This is a genomic window from Lachnoanaerobaculum sp. MSX33, assembly GCF_000512995.1.
Taxonomy (GTDB): domain Bacteria; phylum Bacillota; class Clostridia; order Lachnospirales; family Lachnospiraceae; genus Lachnoanaerobaculum.
In genome coordinates, this window is record NZ_AZXX01000060.1 from 77,814 (window position 1) to 100,186 (window position 22,373).

Sequence of the window (22,373 nt, forward strand, 5' to 3'; positions counted from 1 at the left end):
TTACAAAATAATATGGAGGTCTTTAGTTTATGATTAAAATGAGACTTATTCGTCTTTTGAAAGGCTCCGGAAAGTATATCCTCTACCAGGTTATTTGGCAATGGATATCTCTTATTATGCAAATAATCATTGCAATAAACATTACCGGGCTTATTCAAGAAGTTTTCTTAGATACAGCCTTTGAATCACATATTCCAAGAATTGTTATTGTCGTCTTTGCAGGTGTTTTGATAAGAGCGGTATGTGACAAACTCTACACCAAAGCAAGTTTTCATGCAGGTGCAAATGTAAAGAGAATCTTGCGTAACCGTATCTATGAAAAGGTACTTCGCTTGGGTCCTGCTTACAGAGAACAGGTACATACATCTGAAATAGTGCAAATGGCAGGTGAGGGTGTGGAACAACTTGAAGTATATTTCAGCAGATATTTGAGTCAGTTTTTCTACTCCTTACTTGCTCCACTTACTCTATTTGTAGTTGTAATGAGAATCAGCATGAAATCTGCTCTTATTCTTCTTGTAGCAGTTCCACTGATACCTATAGTTATAATGCTTGTAATGGTAGTAGCTAAAAAGCTGCTAAGCCATTACTTTGACATCTACTACGGTCTTGGTGACAGTTTCCTTGAAAAGCTTCAAGGTATGACAACTCTTAAGATATATCAGGCTGATAAGACTGCTGCAGATGATATGGATAGAGAGTCGGAACAATTTAGAAAAATAACAATGAAAGTTTTGATGATGCAGCTTAACAGTACCTCTGTTATGGATATAGTGGCATATGGCGGTGCGGCTGTAGGAATTATCAGTGCCCTTTCACAGTTTTATAAAGCTGAGATTTCTCTTTTTGGAATGCTGATGATCTTATTCCTTGCGGCAGAATTTTTCCTTCCAATGCGAATTTTAGGAAGTTTCTTCCATATAGGTATGAACGGAATGAAAGCAAGTGATCGTATATTTGCGTTCCTTGATCTTCCCGAGCAACAAAGAGGTAGTAAAGAAATAAGTGATAAAGAAATAAAAATATCACTTGAGAATCTTTCTTTCTCATATGACTCAAGTAAGACCATATTAAATGGAATAGATATGACTATTGCACCAACGTCCTTTGTTTCAATAGTAGGTGTCTCAGGCTCCGGTAAATCCACTATAGCAGGCATACTTATGGGTAAAAATCCTAAATACAGAGGAAGCCTGAAGATAAATAATGACGAGCATAGTGAACTTACAAGCGAAACAATACTCTCTAATTTTACTTTGGTAGGGCATCGCAGTTGGATATTTGCAGGTACTGTAAGAGAAAATCTTTTGATGGGCAATCCAAATGCTACAGAAAAAGAAATGAATGAGGCACTGGAGAAGGTCAATCTTCTTGCCTTCATCAATTCTCAAGACGGACTTGATACAAAACTGACTTCAAATGCAAGCAATCTCTCCGGAGGACAAAAGCAAAGACTCTCACTTGCAAGGGCTCTTCTTCACAATACTCCGGTATATATATTTGATGAAGCCACTTCAAATGTTGATGCAGGCAGTGAAGAGATAATAATGAATGTAATACATGAGTTGTCAAAAACCAAAACTGTTATACTTATATCTCATAGACTGGCAAATGTAGTTGACAGTGATAAAATATTTATGCTTAAAAACGGAAACATTGTTGAATCCGGTATTCACTCTGAGCTTATGAACAATAAAGATGCTTATGAGAAACTGTTTACAGAGCAGATGAATCTTGAGAATTTCTCAAAGAGAAATGAGGTGACAAAATAATGAAACAAACCACAAGAAGATCCGGGCTTTCTATTATGAGAAGTCTGATTGTTTTGGTAAAGCCTTTGACAGGCGTTATGTTACTTGGAATTTTTCTTGGAGTCATCGGCTTTTTATGTGCCATCTTTCTTACTATTACAGGTGGCTACGGTATACTGTATGGACTTTATACTCTGTTAAATAACGGATTTACTTCCGCTCCAAATCTTTCAGGAACAATATTTATTTCCCTTATCGTAATGGCTGTTGCAAGGGGTATTCTTCACTATGGTGAGCAGTACTGTAATCACTATATCGCATTCAGAATACTTGCAATTATAAGACATAAGGTTTTTGCAGTACTTAGAAAGCTCTGCCCTGCAAAACTTGAGGGTAAAGAAAAGGGAAATCTTATCGCCATTATCACAAGTGATATCGAACTTTTAGAAGTATTCTTTGCACATACCATATCACCTATAGCCATTGCTTTTATCACATCTCTTATAATGGTTATATTTATATGGTCACAACATCTTATTGCAGGTATTATTTCATTACTTGCATACATGACTGTAGGAATTGCTCTTCCTCTTTGGAACGGTAGTCGCAGTGCAGATGCCGGAATGAAATTTAGAAATAATGTAGGTGAACTAAATAACTTTGTCATAAACAGTATGTATGGTGTTGACGAAATATTACAGTATAATCAGGGCGAGATACGCTTAAATGAGATGGACTCAAAGTCTTTAGAACTGTCTGATAATCAAAAAAAGCTCAGCTTTTTCGAGGGTTCTCAAAGAGCAGCTACAAATATTGTTATTCAACTTTTCTCATGGGTAATGTTCTTTTCTATGTTGATGCTTTATAAAAATGAGAGTATAACTTTTTCTCAGATGCTGATTGCTACCCTGGCTATGATGAGTTCATTCGGACCTACTGTTGCACTGTCTTCTTTATCAAACAATCTCAATCAGACTCTTGCCTGTGGTGAGCGTGTACTTTCGCTGCTTGAAGAAGAACCGGTAGTTGAAGAAGTATCCGGTAAAGAAAATACTGTATTTGAAGGTGCTGATGTTGAGTGCGTAAACTTCTCCTATGGAGATGAAACTATACTTGATAATGTTTCTCTTGATATAAAGAAAGGTCAGGTACTTGGAATACATGGTGTGAGCGGTTCCGGTAAATCTACACTATTAAAACTCCTGATGAGATTCTGGGATGTAAAAACAGGTGAAGTGCATATTTCAGGAAAGAATATAAAGGATGTTAATACTGAGAATCTTCGTGAAATAACAGGCTATGTAACTCAGGAAACTGTAATGTTTCAGGGAACTATTGCAGATAATATAAGAGTTGCAAAGCAAAATGCAACTCTTGAAGAGATTCAAAATGCTGCTAAGAAAGCAAGTATACATGACTTTATATCAGGCCTTCCAAACGGTTATGATACCAATGTCGGCGAGCTGGGTGATTCGCTCTCTGACGGCGAGAAGCAGCGTATAGGGCTTGCCAGAGCCTTCTTACACGATGGTGACTTCCTGCTTTTGGATGAGCCTACCAGCAATCTGGATGTTTTAAATGAGGGTATTATCTTAAAATCACTCTCAGAGGAAAGTGCCGGAAAGACTATTGTTCTCGTTTCACATAGAAAATCTACAATGTCACTTGCAGATAAAACCTATGAGATGGCTAATGGCAGATTCTCATAAAATTAAAAAGCACATAGACTAGAGTTTCTCAAAGCTATGTGCTTTATATTTTATTTTCTTGACTTATAGAATTCCTTATACTTAGGATCGTCATATTCAAAATATCTGTAACTTACCGCCTTTATCTTTACAATTTTTTGCCATATTTCAAACGCCTTATCAAGCTCACCGCTTTCATATGCATACTTTCCCTTCATATGCTCCAATTCTTCATCAAAATTATGTAGATTCTCATTATTTTCAGTCATTCTATCCAGCCATATTTTGGCATTTACCAAATCATTATTTTCAATAGCTTTATTAAAGAAAGATTTAGCATACCCATAGCCCTGATTCCACTTGGCTCCCGACTCAGGAAATGCATCCCAACCTTTATCGGCATTTTCAAATCCCTCTTTTAAATTACCTTCGTTGATTTTAGTTACCGCATCCTTACCGTATTCGATAACACTTGCATATCTTTCTGCATCAAGTAGCATTTTTTATTCTCCTTTTTGTTAAATAGGTTCTCAACATAATTTTACCACAGCATCCGATCTTTTATAATTATATCATGTTCTAATATAATGTACATTTAATAAAAGCCTATATGTACACTTATCTGTTTTAATAATTATAAACAGGTCATATGAATAATTGAAGTATATGCTAATATCAATAAGTAATTCCCTATAAGTAAAGCAGCAAGAACCAGCTTCTTTCTTGTGGACACATTTGGGAAACTATTTTGAAAATAGTATGGCAAAACAGATAAAAAAGGAAATATTACGATTATCATTGCAATATATACGGAGAAAGAAGATGCTAAAAAGTGTGTATTAACTAGCCATACTCCCCATTTTACAAATACTAACTTGGTGATGCTAAAAAGTATACAAATACTGTGTAATAAAATCAGATACAATATATATAAAGCTTTTTTATTCTTCATAATATCCTTCCTTACTTTGACTTCAACTTGTTTCTATAACTTTTCTTGTTCTGTACTGCTTATAACTTTACCACTGTTGCCAGCTTCTTTCCACATAATATGCCTAATATACAGCATGTAACACTTAGTACAATATATAATCCGCCTAATGTGTATTGCTTATTACCAAGCAAGTTAAATGCTTCAAGCGAAAATGTAGAAAATGTAGTGAATCCGCCACATACACCCGTCTTCCAAAACAATACTGTATTTTCTGATATATTGTCTTTGTTACTTGTAAACCCTACAATAAAACCGATCAATATTGCACCTGCTATATTTGTAATAAGTGTAAGTATCGGAAATCCGGTTTTAACGGGTATAAGACTTATCGCATATCTTGCCATTGCTCCTATAGCTCCTCCAAGCGCTACAAATAAAAACTCATTGATTTCTCCGTTATTTTAACATATTATTCAAAAGATCCACCACCCCTATATGTATTTACAATGCAGGTAAATCTCTTCCCGCATTTCGGACATTTTATAATATGGTAAATAATATCATCAATCCAATGTCCGTCTTTTTTATGTTCTCCTAATTTGCAACTTCCCTCAACTACTATAAAACCCCTGTTTTCAACCAGATCTTTAATATACTCTATGGTTTCTTCATATAGTTTGGGCGAGGAAAAGTATTCTATCTTTTTGATATTAGAACAATAATCACACATATTTTTGCCAACCATAATCATTCCATTCCTATAAGTCAGTATATCTTTCCAAGTCCGTTAAATATTGCTTAAGTGCTTTGAGCATTTTTGCAAGCTCTACACAATCTATTTTGCCCATCTCTATTACAGCATACTTTTTCTTATTCTCATCAAAATCCGGATATCTGGTTTTATTGTGAAGTGCCGAAAACTTGATATCCTTTAGAACCTTTGTAAGCAGCTGTTCTCTCAGCCTGTCCTCAACCATAGCATTGCCTTTGCCGTATATCTGCACCAATATCTCAATTGACTTATCAAGTGAATGTCCGATAGTCTTTTTTATCATTTCCTTATAATAAGCATTTGTCACATCCACAATCTGAGCAATTTGCGCTTTAATTTGTTTTTCCATAGCCTGCACATAAAGGTACGCAGCCTGATTATAAAGCTCCCTGCTCTCAAGTATGACCGCAGATTTTTCATCCTGCATAGCAGTTTTAAGATATTCATGTGCCACTTCCAAAGGATCCTTCAAAAACTTTCGATTACCTAAATACATATATTCTCCTAAGTTCTTATAACTTTATACTTATTTTCTGATAAATACTGTTTTATCATTCCCACACTATTTCCAAACAATTGAAGACTTTTTGAATTTCCGGTCTCCACCTTCCATTATACTAGCAAATAATAATCACTACATTTCCATTTACTTCAAGTATTTTCTTATAAAAATCTCTTAGTCTTTGGAAATATTTCCTTAGTTCTTCTCTTATTTTATCAGCATCTTCTTCATAATCCCAGATATTCGGATATATATTTGTTTCTTTAAGCCTGCTCATACTTAAATTCTCCAAGGCTTTATCTATATCAAAATCTTCAAGTGAAAGTACTATATCCTTAACCTTCGACTTTTGTGTATAAGCTATATACTCCCCTGAGTTTTTAATAGAGTTCACTCCAAAAACAGCCTCACTAAGATGATTATTTTCTATAGCATCATCCTTCCCAACTCTAGTCAGTGCGAAGTGAAGCGCATCCCACATCTTATCCATATCCAGTTGTATTTCTATATCATTACTACCGTCTTTATCATCTTCAATATCGTCAACTGCTTCATTATAAAAAAGCTTCATCTCTTTTAAGTTTTTGTCGCTTAAATATTGATAATTTGCTATTATTCCCATTTTCAATTCTCCAAAAATATTATAAAACTACAACTTAACTCTTACTGCAAAGTAAGCTTTCTATCATAACCAAAGCCATATTTTGTGGATTTATTTCAAACTCGTTTGATACTATACGCTTATTAAAATATTTAACCGACTTATCATGGTTAAGAAATTTATTTATACAAAGATACTGTTCAATTTCATCAAGTATAAATGCACTTTGTTTTAAATCCAAATCACTAAAACCGTTTGCATAATGAACGCTTTTCATAATTCTTTTCAACTTTGTCTTCGGATATCCTTCTTTAAGCATATCTCTTAATAAAATGACCAGTCCGTAAAATGTTTGACTGTCTAAATCCTTTGCACTTATTCCTGTAATAATATTTTCATTGCCTAAATGTTCAATCAGCTTTATCATTTGTCGTTTCAAATCCATAAGTCCATTTTCACTCATTAAAACCTCCCCCAGGTAGGATTTATCTTTATTATTATTTACTTTAATTGCTAAACATGATTATAATATAAGTTGATAAGTTAATTCAAGTTTGGAAAAAGTGGGGGATCAACAATGTTTGATAATATTGACTTCAAAAGTTTTTGGAAGGAAAGTGAGCATATAAATAAAGTCTGTACCGGAGAGAATTTAAAAGATGAGATGGTGCAAGAAGCTGAAAAAAGACTGGGAGTTAAGTTACCTAAATCATATATAGAGCTTATGAAAACACAAAACGGTGGTAAGCCCAATAAAAATGTTTGGTTTGATGAAAAGAATAGGTACCGTGTTGATGTAGAGGAATTCTACAGTATATCGGAAGAAAGAGAAGATTCCTTATTTGGAAAATTCGGAAATGAGTTTTGGTATGATGAATGGGAATATCCAAGAAATGTAGGTGTTATTATTGCCGATACAATCTCAGGCGGACATGAAATGATATATTTAGACTACAGAGATTGTGGCAAAGACGGAGAACCGAAGGTATCAATATGTATACAAGAAGATGATTTCAAGATAATTGTACTTGCAGATAACTTTGAAGAATTTATATTGGGGCTTAGAGCCTCAGAAGAAATTGAGTAAAATTTTCAAAAAGCCGGCAGAATTTACACTCTGTCGGCTTAATTAAATGATAACATTTAATCCTTTTCAAATGGCTGTTTTAATTCAACCAGCTCTTTTAGCTTTCTCTCAAAAACTGATTCACTCATACCTTTCCCGGTAGCAATCTCATAATAAATATTAAATTCAGGATGATTATTTTCTTTTACAACCGCTAAAAGCTCTACAAAATATCCCCAGGCATTATTATAACTTTTTGTTGAACTGTAATCTTCTCTTTTAGGCATCCACTGCAGCTTTATAAAGTATTTATTCAGTATTTTGCTCCAGGTTTCCACATCGTCATCATAACAGAAGAACTTTTTTTCAAACAAACTGCCAAATCTCCTGTCCCAAAATTTTACATTGTCAGGCAGATACCATGTATCACGAGGATTGCGGCATATCAATTCTATCGTTATCATTTCAAGTATTGCAGCCGGATCTCCTCCGACACAGCTATAACTTCCGGCAACTGAAGTTTGTGCGCCTTCCACTTTCAACTCTTCATAAGCTGTGTTGCTATCAAGTAATACTAAAGCAATTTTAGCTCTATCTCCAAATGCCTTCACTTAATAATTTGTACTTATCAAATTCGTTCATTTAGCCTCCTTACTCTTATCGGAAAAGGGTATACTTAACCGTAATTATTCTTCAATTTTTAGTCCGTTTAGATAGGCAAACTGTATCAATCCGGCACCATTAAACTCATTACTCACCTGAGAAATCTCTTCCTCAGACATCTCTTTTAACTTATTATAGAAACTTATGTACTTATTCTTAAACTTATCTTCTTTAAGGATCTTATTAAAATACTTTTCAGCCTTATCTTTTCCACCAAAGTAATAGACATAGTACAGCAGGTTATGGACAATCGGCTTACCGTTTATAATATTATCAATATTGGTTTCTTTATCTTCAAACTCGTCAAATATAGGAATTATATACTCTCTGATAAGTCCGCTAATTTCTTCCACAGTATATTTATAGCTTGCCCCCGCCAACTGCCACCATTTAAATGGTGTTCTTCCTAGTAGAGCGCCTATCTCCCCACCAAATACAAAACCATTATTGATATTTGCTTTTTTCATTCCTTTTGAATATATGGCAATATGCGGTATAAATTCTACGCTACACTCATAGTTGTTTCTATTAGCTTGAAAATGAATTTCATAGGTAAGGTCCTTATTTTTAGATGTTTTCTTTAGTGTCTGTCCTTTGCTGATTATATTAAAATCAGGGAAATTACCTGCTATTTCCTGCCAGGCTTTTTCACATAATTCTCTTGGTTTCATTCTTGTATATACTCCTTAAGTATTCCATTAATTCATTTATGGTCCACTATTTCCACAAAAGCCTTCCATAAAAATGATGGAAGGCTTTCGTCTATTTCTTATACTATTATATTTGCTTCTGTTACTCAAGCTCAATAGTCCCCGGTGGCTTGCTGGTGATATCATAGAGTACCCTGTTTACATGGTCTACCTCATTGATAATCCTGTTTGTCACCTTTTCAAGTACTTCCCAAGGGAGTCTTGCAGCCTCTGCTGTCATAAAGTCTATTGTCTTAACTGCACGAAGTGCTATGGCATAGTCATAAGTTCTGTAATCACCCATTACTCCTACGCTTCTCATATTTGTAAGAGCTGCAAAGTACTGGTTGATTTCCTGTGAAAGTCCTGCCTTATCTATCTCCTCACGGTATATAGCGTCGGCGTCCTGAACTATCTTTACCTTCTCGGCTGTAACTTCACCGATAATTCTGATTCCAAGCCCCGGTCCCGGGAACGGTTGACGGAATACAAGATGCTTCGGTATACCGAGTTCAAGTCCCGCCTTTCTTACCTCATCCTTGAAAAGATCTCTAAGCGGCTCTATGATTTCCTTGAAATCAACATAGTCGGGAAGTCCTCCTACATTGTGATGTGACTTGATTACTACACTCTCTCCACCAAGTCCCGATTCTACAACATCAGGGTAAATAGTTCCCTGAACTAAGAAATCTACCTTACCGATTTTTTTAGCCTCTTCTTCAAAGACTCTGATAAATTCCTCGCCTATTATCTTACGTTTCTTTTCAGGCTCGCTTACACCTGCAAGCTTTGAGTAGAATCTTTCCGCTGCATTTACTCTGATGAAGTTCAGCTTATAATTGCCGTTCGGTCCGAATACAGCCTCAACCTCATCGCCTTCATTTTTTCTAAGAAGTCCATGGTCTACAAACACACAAGTAAGATTTTCACCTACCGCCTTGCTGAGCATTACTGCCGCAACTGATGAGTCAACACCGCCTGAAAGTGCACAAAGTACCTTACCGTTGCCTACCTTTTCTTTGATTGCTTTTATACTGTTTTCTACAAAGGCATCCATTTTCCAGTTACATTCACATTTGCAGACATTCTTTATAAAGTTTCCAAGCATTACATGTCCGTACTCTGAATGCAAAACTTCGGGGTGGAACTGAATTCCATAGAGATTCTTTGCTGTATTCTCATATGAAGCTACAGGGCAGTCATCGCTATGTGATGTAATCTCAAATCCTTCACCAATTTTACTTATATAGTCTGTATGGCTCATCCACACAATGCTTTCCTTCGGCACATTCTCAAATAATGCACTGTCAGCCTTATCAACTGTAAGCTTTATTTTACCGTATTCTCTTACGCTTGCCCTTTCTACCTTTCCGCCAAGAAGATGCTGCATAAGCTGTGCACCGTAGCATAGTCCAAGTACAGGAACTCCAAGTTCAAAAAGCTCTTTTGAATATGTGGCTGAATCAGGCAGATAGCAACTGTCCGGTCCTCCTGTAAGTATGATTCCCTTCGGATTTTTCTTCTTGATCTCTTCTAAAGGGGTTTTATATGAATAAATCTCACAATAAACATTGTTCTCTCTTACTCTTCTTGCAACTAATTGATTGTACTGACCTCCAAAGTCCAAAACAATTATAAGTTCCTGCTTTAATTCCATCTGTATCTCCTATACTTGATAAATTAATTTGTACATACAATAATATATCCTAAATAGGAAAAAAACGCAAATATTCTCTCGCTCTTAAACGTATAATTTTACTTTTCAGGTTTGTCCTTCGCAACGCTTGTTGAAACTATAAAATTTCTCATATTCTTATTTTCATCAATTCGTATATAAGCATAATACTCATTCCAGAATATAGAATCACTGTTGGTACGCCATGATATTCCATATACAGAGTCTGTAGGCTCGGATTCATTCGGTATTAACCAAAGTTTCTTTTTAAAAATATTTTTTACATTATCTGTATCAAAAGTATCTAACAGATCCAAATCTTCAAGCTTAATATCTATGCCGGCATTTTTCACTGCATTCTCACAGTCCTCATCCATATAGAAATTCACGACCTTCGAATCTGTTATATTCACATCTTTATCAAGACTTCCATACAAATCTATTGCGCCTATAAGTGTATCATCTTTAACTAATAAATATGGTGCTCCCCTTAGAGTCTCTCCGGTACTTCTATATCCCTTTTCTACAGTAAGACTCTGATTTCTCTCATACTTGGTATAAGAACCGCTTGTCAGCATTTCACTGTATTCGTATGTATTCTCATCATTCATGATATATATATCAAATCCCCCGTCTAAAAGGTCTTCAACACTTGTCTTACTAAGTGTTACTTTCATCCCTCCTACAGTCATTACAGGGGGCTTTACCGGTAAACCTATAAGAATATATCCGAAGCATAAAAAGACAAACAATAATGCAAATACTGCAAGAGAAAATATAGCATTATATGTACGCTTTCTTGCATTAAAAAAAGATCTAACAGGTATTGCTATAATCATTCCACCAAGAGCCGCAGCCCCTGAGCCCATAATGCTCATTAACTTCAGCACTATAAGTACCGTAATAACTATACTTAGAATATATAAAAATATCTCACCGATTTTCATTTTACTTGTATCTGTTTGATTATTTGCCGCTCCACTCATACCGTATACTGAACTTTTTTTCAAGCTAATTCTAAGCCAGAGTGCTATAGCAGTAAAGCAAACTCCTAAGAATACCATTAATCCTATAAATAATAATCTGACGCTCATACTTGCCCCTCCTATTTACATATTTACATATGATTATTCTACCATATTTTATATAATTTTTTTTAATTTTTGCAAAAAAGCATTCCAAATTTCTTTTTCATATGTTATCATAACACAAATTTTTCTTTACTGAGGAATGAGGAGAAATTAGCGCCAGGACTTCGGGGATTCCCAAGTCGACGAGGTAAACAGTTATCGAAAGATTCGGCGGATGCTGTTTCGGAGTAGTGCATCGTAAGAGAAAGAAAAAAAGCGAAATCAAGATCGTAACAAAAGCTTTCTTCGCACAATAAACAATTAAATAGGAGAAAAATACGATGTGCGGTATTGTTGGTTTTGTTGGGCAGGGGAATACAAAGGATATTCTACTGTCCGGTCTTTCGCGTCTTGAATACAGAGGCTATGATTCTGCCGGAATAGCCCTATATTCTCATCCTTTTACTGTGGTAAAATCTGTAGGTAAATTGGAGGAATTGAAAAAGAAGGTTGCGGCTTCGAGGGAATGTGAGTTTCCCTGCTCTATGGGAATCGGTCACACCCGCTGGGCAACTCATGGTAAGGCTGATGAAAAAAATTCTCATCCACACTTATCTATGAATAAAGAAGTGGTGCTGGTTCATAACGGTATTATTGAAAATTTTGCAGATTTAAAGAACTTTTTACAGGACAAAGGATACAGTTTCTACTCGGAAACTGATACCGAGGTTGCTGTAAACCTGATTGAGTATTTTTACTTGAAAGAAAAGAATATTTTAAGGACTCTCTTCTTAGTGCAAAAAGAGTTGAAAGGTTCTTACGCCTTTGCAATTATGTTCAGAGATGATGCAAATACTCTTTATGCAATGAGAAAGGACAGTCCTCTGATTGTAGGAAAAGGGGAAAATTCTTTTTATATTGCCTCAGATATTTCCGCATTTTTGGACTATACAAATGAAATATATGTCTTGGAAAACAAGGAGATTTTAAGCCTTTCAGAAAATGAAATACATATTTATAACAAAAATAAGGAAGAGGTAAAACGCTCTTCCACTATAGCTGACCTTGATCAAAGCCGAATTCATAAAGGAGAATATCTGCATTTTATGGAGAAGGAAATCTTTGAGCAACCACAGGCTGTAAAAGATACTCTGCTTTATGCCTGCGGTAAAGAAAATGATGACTTTTCCTATGAAGCCTTCTCTATGAGTGAAAGGGATTTTAAGGATATTAGAAGAGTCAGAATAATAGCTTGTGGATCTGCATACCATGTAGGCTATGTATTAAAGTCGGTTTGTGAAAGCCTGGCAAGAGTTCCGGTACAGGTGGAGCTTGCAAGTGAGTTTCGCTACAATCATCCAATTTTAGAAGACGGCGAACTGGTTATCAGTATAAGCCAGTCAGGAGAAACTGCGGATACTTTGGCTGCAGTAAAAGAAGCAAAGAAATTGGGAGCAAAAACTCTTTCCATTGTAAATGTCAAGGGATCTGCAATTGCCGTAGAATCCGACTTTGTCTTTTATACACAGGCAGGACCTGAAATTGCAGTCGCCACTACGAAGGCATATAGCTGTCAGCTTGTTGCAGGTTACATTTTCTCACTGCTTTTAGCTAAAGCAAAGGGTAAAATTAAAGATGAAGAAGCTCGAAACCTTAGAGATGAACTTTTCAGCCTCCCGGGTAAGATTCAACAATGTCTTTCCCTGGATAGTGAAATCCTACCTATGGCAAAGAAGCTGAAGGACTCAGACAATATTTTCTTCCTCGGAAGAGGTCTTGACTGGGCCATCTCCATGGAAGGAGCTTTAAAACTTAAAGAAATCAGCTATATTCACTGTGAAAGTTACAGCAGCGGTGAATTAAAGCACGGTACAATCAGCTTAATAGAAAAGGACAGTCCTGTGATTGCTCTTCTTTCCCAAGAGGAACTCGCCGGAAAAAGTATTTCAAATATTCACGAGGTAAGAAGTCGAGGGGCAAAATGCTTTGCTCTCACTATGGAAGATATTTCAGTCGAGGAAGATGACTTTGCTCAAATACTTAGTGTACCGAAAACCCATCCTCTCTTTGCCGGAAGCCTTTTGGTAGTTCCACTACAGTTTCTCTCCTATCAGGTAAGCCTTTTAAAGGGTTTAGATCCTGATAAGCCAAGAAACTTGGCAAAGTCTGTTACGGTGGAATAAAGATTTTTTTATTTATTATTTATTATTTATTTAAAGCGGCATCTATATTTAATATTTCATTCAATATAGATACCGCTTCTTATCGATTATCATACTTAAAAGGCTATATTTATCATCTTTACAAACTCGTTACTGCGTATAGAAACATATATACAATTCCTCTTTTAAATAATGGAAGTCCATTAGCCGTAATGCGAAGTATCTTCATCTGCCATTTTCATATAAAAACGCATTTTTCGTTTTTATTTTCATATAATCTTATATATATATTGTAAATTGAAAAATGTCAACGGATTATACGTTTTTATTTTTTACTTAATACTTTTTTTAAACGCAAAAAACTCCGGAACATTGTTCCGGAGTGTAATATTGCAATATATGATTATCTCTTTGAGAACTGTGGTGCTCTTCTTGCTGACTTAAGACCGTATTTCTTACGCTCTTTCATTCTTGGATCTCTTGTAAGGAATCCTGCCTTCTTTAAAGTTGGTCTGTACTCCTCATCTGCGTGAAGAAGTGCTCTTGATATACCATGTCTGATAGCTCCAGCCTGGCCTGTGAAACCACCACCGCAAACATTTACAAGTACATCAAACTTATTTACATTGTCTGTAGCCACTAAAGGCTGACGAACAACAACCTTCAATGTCTCAAGACCAAAATACTCATCAATATCTCTTTTATTTATTGTTATCTTACCTGTTCCAGGTACAAGATATACTCTGGCGATAGAACTTTTTCTTCTACCTGTTCCGTAAAACTTATCGTTAGTCATACCATTCTCCTTCTTAAAGATTATTAGCCTTTAATTTCCAATACTACCGGCTTCTGTGCCTGATGTCCATGAGTCTCGCCTGCATAAACATGAAGCTTTCTGTACATATCTCTACCAAGTGGTCCCTTTGGAAGCATGCCCTTGATGGCAAGCTCTACTACTCTCTCAGGCTTCTTTGCAAGAAGTTCACGAAGAGTTGTCTCTCTCATACCACCAACATACTCTGAATGGTTGTAATAAATCTTCTGATCTAACTTTTTACCTGTAACCTTTACCTCAGCAGCATTGATTACGATAACATAGTCTCCACAATCAACATGTGGTGTAAATTCCGGTTTGTTCTTTCCTCTTAATACACTTGCAACTTCTGAAGCAAGTCGTCCCAATGTAGCTCCCTTTGCATCGACAACATACCATTTTCTGTCGATCTTATCCGGATTAGCCATAAAAGTTTTCATTGACTGACCTCCATTAATCTTTTAACTTCGCTTTATATGGATAAATGCTCTCCGGGGCATTGGAATAAGCATTAATCTCTAATGTCACAATTAATAATTATATTTAATCATAGCTTAAATGTCAATATCCTTTAAGCTATTTATTTTTATTTTTTTATTTTAATTTGACCTTTTTATTTTCCCTCATACTTTATAAGGCTGGCAATATTGTATTTTGAAAGCTTTTCTCTTCCTTTGAGACCTTCAAGTTCCATTACAAATACAATCTTTACAATCTCACCGCCAAGGCTTTCAACAAGTTTTGTGATAGCCTCAATTGTACCGCCCGTAGCTATCAAATCGTCTATGATAACAACTTTGTCGCCCGGCTTTATTGCATCCTTGTGAATTTCTATTGTAGCCTTGCCGTATTCAAGATCATAATCCATACTTACGGTCTCACATGGAAGCTTGCCTTTTTTTCTTACAGGGATAAAAGCTTTATGCTCTGCATAAGCCACAGGTACACCGAAGATGAAGCCTCTTGATTCAGGTCCCAAGATCAGGTCATAATCAAGACCTTTAAGTTCAGCTCTTAAGCCGTCTATACTCATAACAAGTCCGTCAGGATCCTGTAATATAGTAGTCACATCCCTAAAAATTATTCCGGGCTCAGGAAAATCGGGGATACTTCTTACATAGTCCTTTAATTCTTTCATAATACACACCAAATCGGCCCAAAATATTTATTGGGCCGGCCTTTCTGAAATATTTACAATATTATTTATAGATAGGATACTTATCCATAAGTTTTGTAACTTCAGCTCTTATCTCATCTGCCTTTGCATCAAACTCAAATGCAGCCATTCTGATAAGTCTTGCTATAGTCTTCATATCCTCCTCCACAAGTCCTCTGCTTGTTACGGCAGGAGTACCTATTCTTACTCCACTTGTTGTAAAAGGACTCTCAGGATCGTTTGGAACGGTGTTCTTGTTCAAAGTAATATATACTTCATCACATTTATTTTGAAGTTCCTTTCCTGTAACACCTGTACCTCTAAGGTCAAGCAACATCAAATGGTTGTCTGTACCTCCTGTAAGTATATTGAATCCCTCAGCTATCAAAGCATCTGCCAATGCCTTGGCATTCTTTACTATCTGCTCCTGATATGTCTTAAATTCAGGCTTTAGAGCCTCACCGAAGCATACAGCCTTTGATGCAATTACGTGCTCAAGCGGACCGCCCTGTATTCCCGGGAATACAGCCTTATTGAAGTTAAATTTTTCAGCGGCTTCCTTGTTTGCCAAAATAAGTCCGCCTCTCGGTCCTCTTAGTGTCTTATGTGTTGTTGTAGTTACAACATCGGCAATTCCGATAGGTGAAGGATGAAGTCCTGCAGCTACAAGTCCCGCAATATGAGCCATATCAACCATAAGATATGCGCCCACCTTATCCGCAACTTCTCTGAATCTCTTAAAGTCGATAGTTCTTGCATATGCACTTGCACCTGCTATTATCATTTTAGGCTTACACTCGACGGCAATCTTTTCAAGCTCATCATAGTCTATAAAGCCTTCATCATTTACACCGTAAGGTACTATATTAAAATATTTTCCTGAAAAGTTAACAGCTGAACCATGTGTCAAATGTCCTCCATGATTCAAATTCATTCCAAGTACAGTATCTCCCGCCTCAAGCATTGCTAAGAATACAGCCATATTCGCCTGAGCTCCTGAGTGAGGCTGTACATTTGCATAGTCACATCCGAAAAGCTTCTTTGCTCTCTCAATTGCAATACTTTCTACTATATCTACATCTTCACATCCGCCGTAGTATCTCTTTCCCGGATATCCTTCAGCATATTTATTTGTAAGGACTGTTCCCATTGCCATCATCACAGCTTCAGATACAATGTTTTCTGATGCAATAAGCTCAAGATTTCTTCTCTGTCTGTTTGCCTCTTTTTCTACTGCAATGCCAACCTCAGGGTCAAGTTCCTTTAAAAAGTTCATCACTTCATTAACCATATCTTTATCTCCTAACTACAACTGTATTGCTGTTGTCTATGAAAGTATACAATAAATCAAATCTCTTTGCTATATGTTTTTACCTATAATTACTTATAACTATCTGCAGGCTCTCTCTTCCGTTATACTCGTTGATATCAGGATAATATATTATATCTATTTCTTTTCTATCCCCTATATCTTCGAAGAATTCTTCACCGTCGCCGAAATATATTCCTTCAACTACAGTCCCGTCAGTATCTTCCAAAAGCATCTTTACTACATTTTTATTCTTTCCGAGTATCTTTTTTGAAAGTATTTTTATATCTTTTCTTGCAAACTTGGGTTTTTCATTCTTATTTCCGAAAGGTTCCAGCTTCTCAAGTTCTTTCACAAAGTCCAGACTCAAATACGAAAACGGAAGTGCAATATCTATCCAAACCTTTTGCACAAAATCCTCTTCGCAGAGCTTTGAATTCATATTAAGCCTGTTTCTGAACTCATCAAGTCTGTTTTTTTCAAGGCTCATTCCGGCAGCCATATGATGTCCGCCAAATTTTGCAAATACATCTTTGACTTCATACAGCGCTTCAAACATGTTGTAGCTTTCTATAGACCTGCCCGATCCCTTTATCATATCTTCCTCACCGAAGGCTTCCGTAAGTATGATGGTCGGTTTTCCGAGAGCTTCTCTTACTCTACCGGCTATTATTCCGGCTATTGATTCATGACAATCATCCAAATGTATTACAAGAATATCATCATCCCTATATTCTTTTTCTGCAATCTCTATTGCTCTTTTTACATTCTTTAATGTAATATCCTTTCGCTCATCATTTAATTCCTTCAGATGGGCGGCATATTCATCCGCTTCTTCTTTACTTTCAGCCATAAACATATTCAGTGCAATCAGAGCATTTTCAAGCCTTCCTCCGGCATTTAGGCATGGTCCAAGTACAAACCCGATACTGTACGCACTTAGTTTTTTACCCTCCATACCTGTAGCCCTTATAAGAGCCTGAAGTCCAAGATTATTTGTATTCATCAAACTTTTCAGCCCGTTCTTTACCAATATCCTGTTTTCATCAATTAAAGGCATTACATCTCCGACAGTAGCTATAGCCGCTACTTCCAAGAGATCTTTAAGTTTGGGATCATCATAAATCTTTTTTCCGTTGTTTCGCTTCTCATAAATATATTCCATAAGCTTATATGCCACCAGACCTCCACATATACTCTTAAAAGGATATTCACAATCACTTCTTTTCGGATTTATTACTACATTTGCAACAGGTAAAAGGTCCTTATCATTCTCCTGATACACCTCATGATGATCGGTGATAATTACTTTAATTCCAAGCTCCCTTGCAAGCTCCATCTGGGAATGTGCCGCAATACCGTTATCACAGGTAATAATCATATCTACATTCTCTTTTGCGGCTTCGTTTATGATATTATCATTGATTCCGTACCCATCCTTTATACGGTCCGGTATCCTCACATCTACGTTTGCACCGAAATATTTTAATGCTTTTACCAGGATATAAGACGAACATACTCCGTCTATATCATAGTCTCCTACTACTCTTATCTTTTTTCCGGCATTTATTTCCTCTGTTATGATATCATAAGCCTCATTTATACCTGTCAGATCTTTCGGATCATGCATTAGACTCATATCATTTTGAAGAAATATCGGAAAATCTTCTTCCTTTATATCCCTGTTTATTATAATCCTTGCCAATACCGGTGAAATATTAAAACGGGCTGATATTTTTTCAAACTCAGCCCGCTTTGTATAAAGCATCCACTTTGACTCCATCTATTCTCCAATCTAAAAATTCAAAACGAACTTATAATTGCTTTTTCTTATTTACCTTTGTCTTTATTATAGCCAAATGTGTATTTGCAGCTACCGCATCACTGAACACTTCAAGCACAGCTCTTTGTATATCATTTTCGGCATCATATCTTATATCTACAGCTGTATCTGAGCTTATATCGGTAAGACAATCATAAAGTGCATCAAGATTTCCCCCGTAATAATCGGGAAACTTCATTTTCTTTTTCAAATAATTATGTATCTCATTTTTTTCGCTGAATTTATCTAATTTCAAAGTTATATTATTCATTTAATTTTCCCTAATATATTTGTTCGAAAGTATTGTAATGATCCTCTGTGTAGAATACCAAGCCGTCATTTGAATAAACAAGCCTTTTGGCACCTCTGTATCCACCGTCATAATCAATATCACATTCAAAATATCTTCTTCCGTTTGCTCTTGGGAGTGCACCCTCATAATTTCCGAAGGCACTTCCGCCTATACTCATTCCCGGCAGTATATCTGAGAGATTTCCCTTTGAAGGATCCCATCCCATATCCTGTGCTTCTTTCTTTGTAATATAGTTTACCGGAAGTTTTCCATAAGTATGAATGTATAGTGCAACTTCTTCCTTTGAAGTATAGTTTCCGTTTTCTTCTACCTGTACCTCTTTTTTGGTTGCACTTTCTTGAAGCGTTTCTTCTTCAGACTCGGTAATCGTGGTAGTTTCTTCTTCTTTGCTCGTCGACTCTTTACTTTGACTTTTTCCGTCTTTGACACTTTCCGTTTTTGAACTTTCTATCTTAGAGCTTTCTGTTTTCGCGCTCTCTTTCTTTGCTTCCTGTCTTGTGCATGCACCAAGAGCAAACATTAAGCCAAGTATTATTATCGGAAGCCACCAAAGCAGTTTTTTCAGCAAACTTCCACCGTCTTTTTTCTTTTTTGTCATTTCTCTCTTACCTCACATTTCTATAATTATACGTAATGAGATAGGTCTTAGCAACCAAAAAATATATTAAGTTTGACCTTAAGTATTATGTTTTGTATAATAGTATTTGAAACAACTAAAAATAAATTTAAGGTATGGTTATTTATGAAAATACATATATTACAAACCGGAGAAGTGATGGTTGCTCCTTCTCTCGCATATAATGGAAATACCGGCTTCAATCCGCAGACACATGGTTTATTACTTAAAAGTGAGGACAGAGTAAATATTCCGGTACTTTCATTCCTTATACAAACAGGTAACAAAAATATTCTTGTAGATACAGGTATAAAAATGGAATTGGAATCTGAAGAGCCTCTCAGCCTTGATAAGCAGTTAAAAGCCATAAAGGCACCTCTTACCTTTGCTTCCACACATTTCCACTTAAAAAAAGATTCATCTCTCTTGTCAAGACTTGAAGAGATCAATATTTCACCAAAGGATATTGACTATGTGCTTCTTACACATTTGGACTTTGAGAATGTCAGCGGTGTTGCAGATATTTCTTCGGAAACCAAAATTCTTGTTTCAAGAGATGAGGCAAAGGCTGCTGTGAAAAATCCTTTAAGATATTCAAGAAGCTGGTGGAAGGATGCAAGTATTTCTGTTTTTGACTGGAACGGTAAGGAAGGACCTTTTGAAAAGTCTTTGGATCTTTTAGGTGACGGATCCATTATGCTTATGAAGCTCTACGGGCATTCTGCCGGAATGTTTGGAGTAAAAGTGACATCTGAAAATAATAAATTTACATTATTGTACTCCGACGCAGGATATGGAGAGCTTGCATGGAAAGAGCTTGCTCCTCCTGCTGTCACAGTTGACAAGGAGGCCACCATGCGTTCCCTTGAATGGGTAAGAATGGAATCCCTTGACAAAAACTGTGCTTACAGTCTTGCATCACATGAAGCAACCTCTATGAAAGTTTTAAGATTCTAAAAAACGAGCTGTTATAAGGTCTCCCCTATAACAGCTCATTTTATATTTCAAAGTTTTCGCCCTTTATTTTATCTCTCATTAAAAGTGAAAGTACTATTCCCAAAACCGCAATATTTATCCAGAAAAATCCCGAATCTCCTCCTATAAAGAAAGACATAACGGTGTTTATCGCCTTGACTTTTAAAACACTGCCCATAACTTCTATTCCGGAAAAAACAGTTGTTAAAATCACTGTAACAGCCATTCCGGACTTTGAAAGTCTTACAAATTTATTTAATATAATTATTGCAACTATAACTATTGTAATCGGATATAAAATTCTAAGTACAGGCACGGATATCTTAATTATAGTATTCAGTCCGAAGTTTGACATTGCAAAACCTATAAAAGTAAATATATTCACATAAGTCTTATACTTAAATCTTGGGAACGTGTCCACAAAATACTCCGACACCACTACTATAAGACCTGCAGTAGTTGTAAAGCAGGTAAGTATAGTCATTGCACCTAAAAATACCTGTCCGAAGCTTCCAAAAAGTTCGTATGAGCTTTTTGACAAGATATAGGTTCCTATATTGGTATTAGGATCTGCCAACACCTCTGCCGGTACACTGAATTTATTTCCCAATGCTCCAAGACCTATATACAGGCTGCTGAAGAATATGGCCGTTACTATACCGACTATCGCCATTATCTTTATATATTCCTTCTTTGACGAAAATCCGAAAGTCTTTATACTTGAAGTTGCAATCAGGCAAAAGCTCACTGAAGCCAGTGCATCCAAAGTATTGTAGCCTTCCAAAAAACCTGTCTTAAGAGCCGACATTGCATTACTCATTTCACCCTGATTTAATGCATGGAAATTCATATTACCAACAGCTATAAGAATAATTATAAGCATTGCAAACATAGGCGTAAATATTTTACCGACTCTGTCCATCAGCTTTGACGGATTGATTGCTATAAGGTATGCAAATAAAAAATAAATTGCACTGAATATAAGAAGCGGCAATCTCCCGTTACCTGTTACAGGTGCTATTCCTATTGAAAATGATGTTCCTGCAGTTCTCGGTATTGCAAAAAAAGGTCCGATGGCAAGATATAATATTGTCAGATATGATGTGGCAAACTTCGGGTCCACCTTTATACTGATTTCATTTTTATATCCGCCTTTTACCATTGTGCCAAGTACCAGAGTAATTATTGCTATACCTACTCCTGATAATACAAAACCGAGTATTGCCGGATAGAAATTCACCCCTGCTCTAAATCCGAGTTCTGCCGGAAAAATCAGATTTCCCGCTCCGAAAAATATACCGAAAAGCAAAAGCCCGATTAAAAAACCCTTTTTTATCATACCCTTACTTTTACAACCACCTTTTTGGCAGCTGCAGGAGCAGTAAGTGCGCATCCGGGCATATGTGCATCTTCCGGTGCTACTACTATAAAGTCTCCGGGATACAAAATGACATGTCCATATACCTCCGGTTTATCGTAGAAAATGACATCTTTTTCAGGCTTACTTTCAATTACTGTAAGACCTTCTCTATTGCATACCCCGAAAAATTCAACACCCTCCACCAGACACTGGATATCAAAAAATTTATCATGTGCCTCAAATCTTTTTTCTTCAATAGGCAATGTATCGTATACTTGTACATTTGCAACCACATCATCACCCGCTATTTCATACTTACCCGGCTCCAATGCCTTTAAATCATTGTTTCTTAGCCAGTCATATGCTGCCAAAAACTTTTCATTTAAGTAATTATACTTTTCTGCAAGCTTTATGTTTGTAAAAAACATAATCTCT

Annotated in this window: 24 protein-coding genes; 5 read left to right on the forward strand and 19 right to left on the reverse strand. The window is 36.2% G+C overall.

What is annotated here, in order from left to right:
• Window positions 1-29 precede the first annotated feature (29 nt).
• Together HMPREF1495_RS05335 and HMPREF1495_RS05340 are read left to right on the forward strand one after the other, a co-directional pair.
• A complete protein-coding gene (locus HMPREF1495_RS05335) occupies window positions 30-1,772 on the forward strand; it encodes an ABC transporter ATP-binding protein/permease (protein WP_034212683.1) in 1,743 nt (580 codons plus the stop codon).
• Window positions 1,772-3,460 (forward strand): amino acid ABC transporter ATP-binding/permease protein, encoded by a 1,689-nt coding sequence (locus tag HMPREF1495_RS05340; RefSeq protein ID WP_034212686.1) that lies wholly within the window; start codon window positions 1,772-1,774, stop codon window positions 3,458-3,460. The genes HMPREF1495_RS05335 and HMPREF1495_RS05340 overlap by 1 nt, the downstream gene beginning before the upstream one ends.
• A gap of 50 nt (window positions 3,461-3,510) precedes the next feature.
• Here the strand turns inward: HMPREF1495_RS05340 and HMPREF1495_RS05345 are convergent, their stop codons facing one another.
• From HMPREF1495_RS05345 to HMPREF1495_RS05375, 6 genes are all read right to left on the reverse strand, one after another.
• A complete protein-coding gene (locus HMPREF1495_RS05345; protein ID WP_034212688.1) occupies window positions 3,511-3,939 on the reverse strand; it encodes a hypothetical protein in 429 nt (142 codons plus the stop codon).
• Between the two features lie 511 nt (window positions 3,940-4,450).
• On the reverse strand, window positions 4,451-4,822 hold the full coding sequence (crcB, locus tag HMPREF1495_RS05355; protein ID WP_034212692.1) for a fluoride efflux transporter CrcB: 372 nt from the start codon (window positions 4,820-4,822) through the stop codon (window positions 4,451-4,453).
• Between the two features lie 20 nt (window positions 4,823-4,842).
• Window positions 4,843-5,118, reverse strand: coding sequence for a hypothetical protein (locus tag HMPREF1495_RS05360; protein ID WP_330368668.1), 276 nt, complete (start codon window positions 5,116-5,118; stop codon window positions 4,843-4,845).
• Window positions 5,119-5,131: 13 nt separating this feature from the next.
• Window positions 5,132-5,641 carry a hypothetical protein gene (locus HMPREF1495_RS05365; RefSeq protein ID WP_034212694.1) on the reverse strand — a complete coding sequence of 170 codons (510 nt, stop codon included), beginning with the start codon at window positions 5,639-5,641 and terminating at the stop codon, window positions 5,132-5,134.
• A 121-nt stretch (window positions 5,642-5,762) separates the two neighbouring features.
• Complete coding sequence (locus HMPREF1495_RS05370) at window positions 5,763-6,269, reverse strand: YfbM family protein (RefSeq protein ID WP_034212696.1); 507 nt, start codon at window positions 6,267-6,269, stop codon at window positions 5,763-5,765.
• Between the two features lie 34 nt (window positions 6,270-6,303).
• Window positions 6,304-6,711, reverse strand: a complete 408-nt coding sequence (locus tag HMPREF1495_RS05375) for a hypothetical protein (RefSeq protein WP_034212698.1) — start codon at window positions 6,709-6,711, stop codon at window positions 6,304-6,306.
• Window positions 6,712-6,825: 114 nt separating this feature from the next.
• Between HMPREF1495_RS05375 and HMPREF1495_RS05380 the strand changes: the two genes are divergently transcribed.
• The gene (locus HMPREF1495_RS05380) at window positions 6,826-7,335 is read left to right on the forward strand and encodes an SMI1/KNR4 family protein (RefSeq protein WP_034212700.1); all 510 of its coding nucleotides are present in this window, start codon (window positions 6,826-6,828) and stop codon (window positions 7,333-7,335) included.
• A 56-nt stretch (window positions 7,336-7,391) separates the two neighbouring features.
• Here the strand turns inward: HMPREF1495_RS05380 and HMPREF1495_RS05385 are convergent, their stop codons facing one another.
• From HMPREF1495_RS05385 to HMPREF1495_RS05400, 4 genes are all read right to left on the reverse strand, one after another.
• Window positions 7,392-7,925, reverse strand: coding sequence for a hypothetical protein (locus HMPREF1495_RS05385; protein WP_242832865.1), 534 nt, complete (start codon window positions 7,923-7,925; stop codon window positions 7,392-7,394).
• A gap of 75 nt (window positions 7,926-8,000) precedes the next feature.
• Window positions 8,001-8,648 carry a DUF4304 domain-containing protein gene (locus HMPREF1495_RS05390; RefSeq protein ID WP_034212702.1) on the reverse strand — a complete coding sequence of 216 codons (648 nt, stop codon included), beginning with the start codon at window positions 8,646-8,648 and terminating at the stop codon, window positions 8,001-8,003.
• Between the two features lie 121 nt (window positions 8,649-8,769).
• Window positions 8,770-10,323, reverse strand: a complete 1,554-nt coding sequence (guaA, locus tag HMPREF1495_RS05395; RefSeq protein WP_034212704.1) for a glutamine-hydrolyzing GMP synthase — start codon at window positions 10,321-10,323, stop codon at window positions 8,770-8,772.
• 98 nt (window positions 10,324-10,421) lie between these two features.
• Complete coding sequence (locus HMPREF1495_RS05400; RefSeq protein WP_034212705.1) at window positions 10,422-11,435, reverse strand: hypothetical protein; 1,014 nt, start codon at window positions 11,433-11,435, stop codon at window positions 10,422-10,424.
• A gap of 317 nt (window positions 11,436-11,752) precedes the next feature.
• Here HMPREF1495_RS05400 and glmS point away from each other — a divergent pair, with 317 nt between their 5' ends.
• A complete protein-coding gene (glmS, locus tag HMPREF1495_RS05405; protein WP_034212706.1) occupies window positions 11,753-13,594 on the forward strand; it encodes a glutamine--fructose-6-phosphate transaminase (isomerizing) in 1,842 nt (613 codons plus the stop codon).
• Window positions 13,595-13,976: 382 nt separating this feature from the next.
• Here the strand turns inward: glmS and rpsI are convergent, their stop codons facing one another.
• The 7 genes from rpsI to HMPREF1495_RS05440 all read right to left on the reverse strand — a co-directional run bounded on the left by rpsI (window position 13,977) and on the right by HMPREF1495_RS05440 (window position 19,585).
• A complete protein-coding gene (rpsI, locus tag HMPREF1495_RS05410) occupies window positions 13,977-14,369 on the reverse strand; it encodes a 30S ribosomal protein S9 (RefSeq protein ID WP_007590784.1) in 393 nt (130 codons plus the stop codon).
• Between the two features lie 23 nt (window positions 14,370-14,392).
• On the reverse strand, window positions 14,393-14,827 hold the full coding sequence (gene rplM, locus HMPREF1495_RS05415; protein WP_007590782.1) for a 50S ribosomal protein L13: 435 nt from the start codon (window positions 14,825-14,827) through the stop codon (window positions 14,393-14,395).
• 173 nt (window positions 14,828-15,000) lie between these two features.
• The gene (locus HMPREF1495_RS05420) at window positions 15,001-15,525 is read right to left on the reverse strand and encodes an adenine phosphoribosyltransferase (protein WP_034212707.1); all 525 of its coding nucleotides are present in this window, start codon (window positions 15,523-15,525) and stop codon (window positions 15,001-15,003) included.
• A gap of 61 nt (window positions 15,526-15,586) precedes the next feature.
• The gene (gene glyA / locus HMPREF1495_RS05425) at window positions 15,587-16,834 is read right to left on the reverse strand and encodes a serine hydroxymethyltransferase (RefSeq protein WP_034212708.1); all 1,248 of its coding nucleotides are present in this window, start codon (window positions 16,832-16,834) and stop codon (window positions 15,587-15,589) included.
• Between the two features lie 79 nt (window positions 16,835-16,913).
• The gene (recJ, locus tag HMPREF1495_RS05430; RefSeq protein ID WP_034212709.1) at window positions 16,914-18,635 is read right to left on the reverse strand and encodes a single-stranded-DNA-specific exonuclease RecJ; all 1,722 of its coding nucleotides are present in this window, start codon (window positions 18,633-18,635) and stop codon (window positions 16,914-16,916) included.
• Between the two features lie 31 nt (window positions 18,636-18,666).
• Window positions 18,667-18,945 (reverse strand): barstar family protein, encoded by a 279-nt coding sequence (locus HMPREF1495_RS05435; protein ID WP_034212711.1) that lies wholly within the window; start codon window positions 18,943-18,945, stop codon window positions 18,667-18,669.
• A gap of 10 nt (window positions 18,946-18,955) precedes the next feature.
• Window positions 18,956-19,585, reverse strand: a complete 630-nt coding sequence (locus HMPREF1495_RS05440; RefSeq protein WP_034212713.1) for a ribonuclease domain-containing protein — start codon at window positions 19,583-19,585, stop codon at window positions 18,956-18,958.
• A gap of 144 nt (window positions 19,586-19,729) precedes the next feature.
• On the opposite strand from HMPREF1495_RS05440, the gene HMPREF1495_RS05445 reads away from it, so the two are divergent.
• Window positions 19,730-20,560, forward strand: coding sequence for an MBL fold metallo-hydrolase (locus tag HMPREF1495_RS05445; protein WP_034212715.1), 831 nt, complete (start codon window positions 19,730-19,732; stop codon window positions 20,558-20,560).
• 40 nt (window positions 20,561-20,600) lie between these two features.
• On the opposite strand, the gene brnQ is transcribed toward HMPREF1495_RS05445, so the two are convergent.
• Together brnQ and HMPREF1495_RS05455 are read right to left on the reverse strand one after the other, a co-directional pair.
• Window positions 20,601-21,917, reverse strand: coding sequence for a branched-chain amino acid transport system II carrier protein (gene brnQ / locus HMPREF1495_RS05450; protein WP_034212717.1), 1,317 nt, complete (start codon window positions 21,915-21,917; stop codon window positions 20,601-20,603).
• Window positions 21,914-22,366, reverse strand: coding sequence for a YhcH/YjgK/YiaL family protein (locus HMPREF1495_RS05455; RefSeq protein ID WP_034212719.1), 453 nt, complete (start codon window positions 22,364-22,366; stop codon window positions 21,914-21,916). Before HMPREF1495_RS05455 ends, brnQ begins: the two co-directional genes overlap by 4 nt.
• Window positions 22,367-22,373 lie beyond the last annotated feature (7 nt).

Excerpts from the sequence above, each read along its gene's own strand:
- HMPREF1495_RS05335 (WP_034212683.1), top strand. The coding sequence starts at position 30 with ATGATTAAAATGAGACTTATTCGTCTTTTGAAAGGCTCCGGAAAGTAT.
- HMPREF1495_RS05340 (WP_034212686.1), top strand. The coding sequence starts at position 1,772 with ATGAAACAAACCACAAGAAGATCCGGGCTTTCTATTATGAGAAGTCTG.
- HMPREF1495_RS05345 (WP_034212688.1), bottom strand. The coding sequence starts at position 3,939 with ATGCTACTTGATGCAGAAAGATATGCAAGTGTTATCGAATACGGTAAG.
- HMPREF1495_RS05360 (WP_330368668.1), bottom strand. The coding sequence starts at position 5,118 with ATGGTTGGCAAAAATATGTGTGATTATTGTTCTAATATCAAAAAGATA.
- HMPREF1495_RS05365 (WP_034212694.1), bottom strand. The coding sequence starts at position 5,641 with ATGTATTTAGGTAATCGAAAGTTTTTGAAGGATCCTTTGGAAGTGGCA.
- HMPREF1495_RS05370 (WP_034212696.1), bottom strand. The coding sequence starts at position 6,269 with ATGGGAATAATAGCAAATTATCAATATTTAAGCGACAAAAACTTAAAA.
- HMPREF1495_RS05375 (WP_034212698.1), bottom strand. The coding sequence starts at position 6,711 with ATGAGTGAAAATGGACTTATGGATTTGAAACGACAAATGATAAAGCTG.
- HMPREF1495_RS05380 (WP_034212700.1), top strand. The coding sequence starts at position 6,826 with ATGTTTGATAATATTGACTTCAAAAGTTTTTGGAAGGAAAGTGAGCAT.
- HMPREF1495_RS05390 (WP_034212702.1), bottom strand. The coding sequence starts at position 8,648 with ATGAAACCAAGAGAATTATGTGAAAAAGCCTGGCAGGAAATAGCAGGT.
- guaA (WP_034212704.1), bottom strand. The coding sequence starts at position 10,323 with ATGGAATTAAAGCAGGAACTTATAATTGTTTTGGACTTTGGAGGTCAG.
- HMPREF1495_RS05400 (WP_034212705.1), bottom strand. The coding sequence starts at position 11,435 with ATGAGCGTCAGATTATTATTTATAGGATTAATGGTATTCTTAGGAGTT.
- glmS (WP_034212706.1), top strand. The coding sequence starts at position 11,753 with ATGTGCGGTATTGTTGGTTTTGTTGGGCAGGGGAATACAAAGGATATT.
- rpsI (WP_007590784.1), bottom strand. The coding sequence starts at position 14,369 with ATGACTAACGATAAGTTTTACGGAACAGGTAGAAGAAAAAGTTCTATC.
- rplM (WP_007590782.1), bottom strand. The coding sequence starts at position 14,827 with ATGAAAACTTTTATGGCTAATCCGGATAAGATCGACAGAAAATGGTAT.
- HMPREF1495_RS05420 (WP_034212707.1), bottom strand. The coding sequence starts at position 15,525 with ATGAAAGAATTAAAGGACTATGTAAGAAGTATCCCCGATTTTCCTGAG.
- glyA (WP_034212708.1), bottom strand. The coding sequence starts at position 16,834 with ATGGTTAATGAAGTGATGAACTTTTTAAAGGAACTTGACCCTGAGGTT.
- recJ (WP_034212709.1), bottom strand. The coding sequence starts at position 18,635 with ATGGAGTCAAAGTGGATGCTTTATACAAAGCGGGCTGAGTTTGAAAAA.
- HMPREF1495_RS05435 (WP_034212711.1), bottom strand. The coding sequence starts at position 18,945 with ATGAATAATATAACTTTGAAATTAGATAAATTCAGCGAAAAAAATGAG.
- HMPREF1495_RS05440 (WP_034212713.1), bottom strand. The coding sequence starts at position 19,585 with ATGACAAAAAAGAAAAAAGACGGTGGAAGTTTGCTGAAAAAACTGCTT.
- HMPREF1495_RS05445 (WP_034212715.1), top strand. The coding sequence starts at position 19,730 with ATGAAAATACATATATTACAAACCGGAGAAGTGATGGTTGCTCCTTCT.
- brnQ (WP_034212717.1), bottom strand. The coding sequence starts at position 21,917 with ATGATAAAAAAGGGTTTTTTAATCGGGCTTTTGCTTTTCGGTATATTT.
- HMPREF1495_RS05455 (WP_034212719.1), bottom strand. The coding sequence starts at position 22,366 with ATGTTTTTTACAAACATAAAGCTTGCAGAAAAGTATAATTACTTAAAT.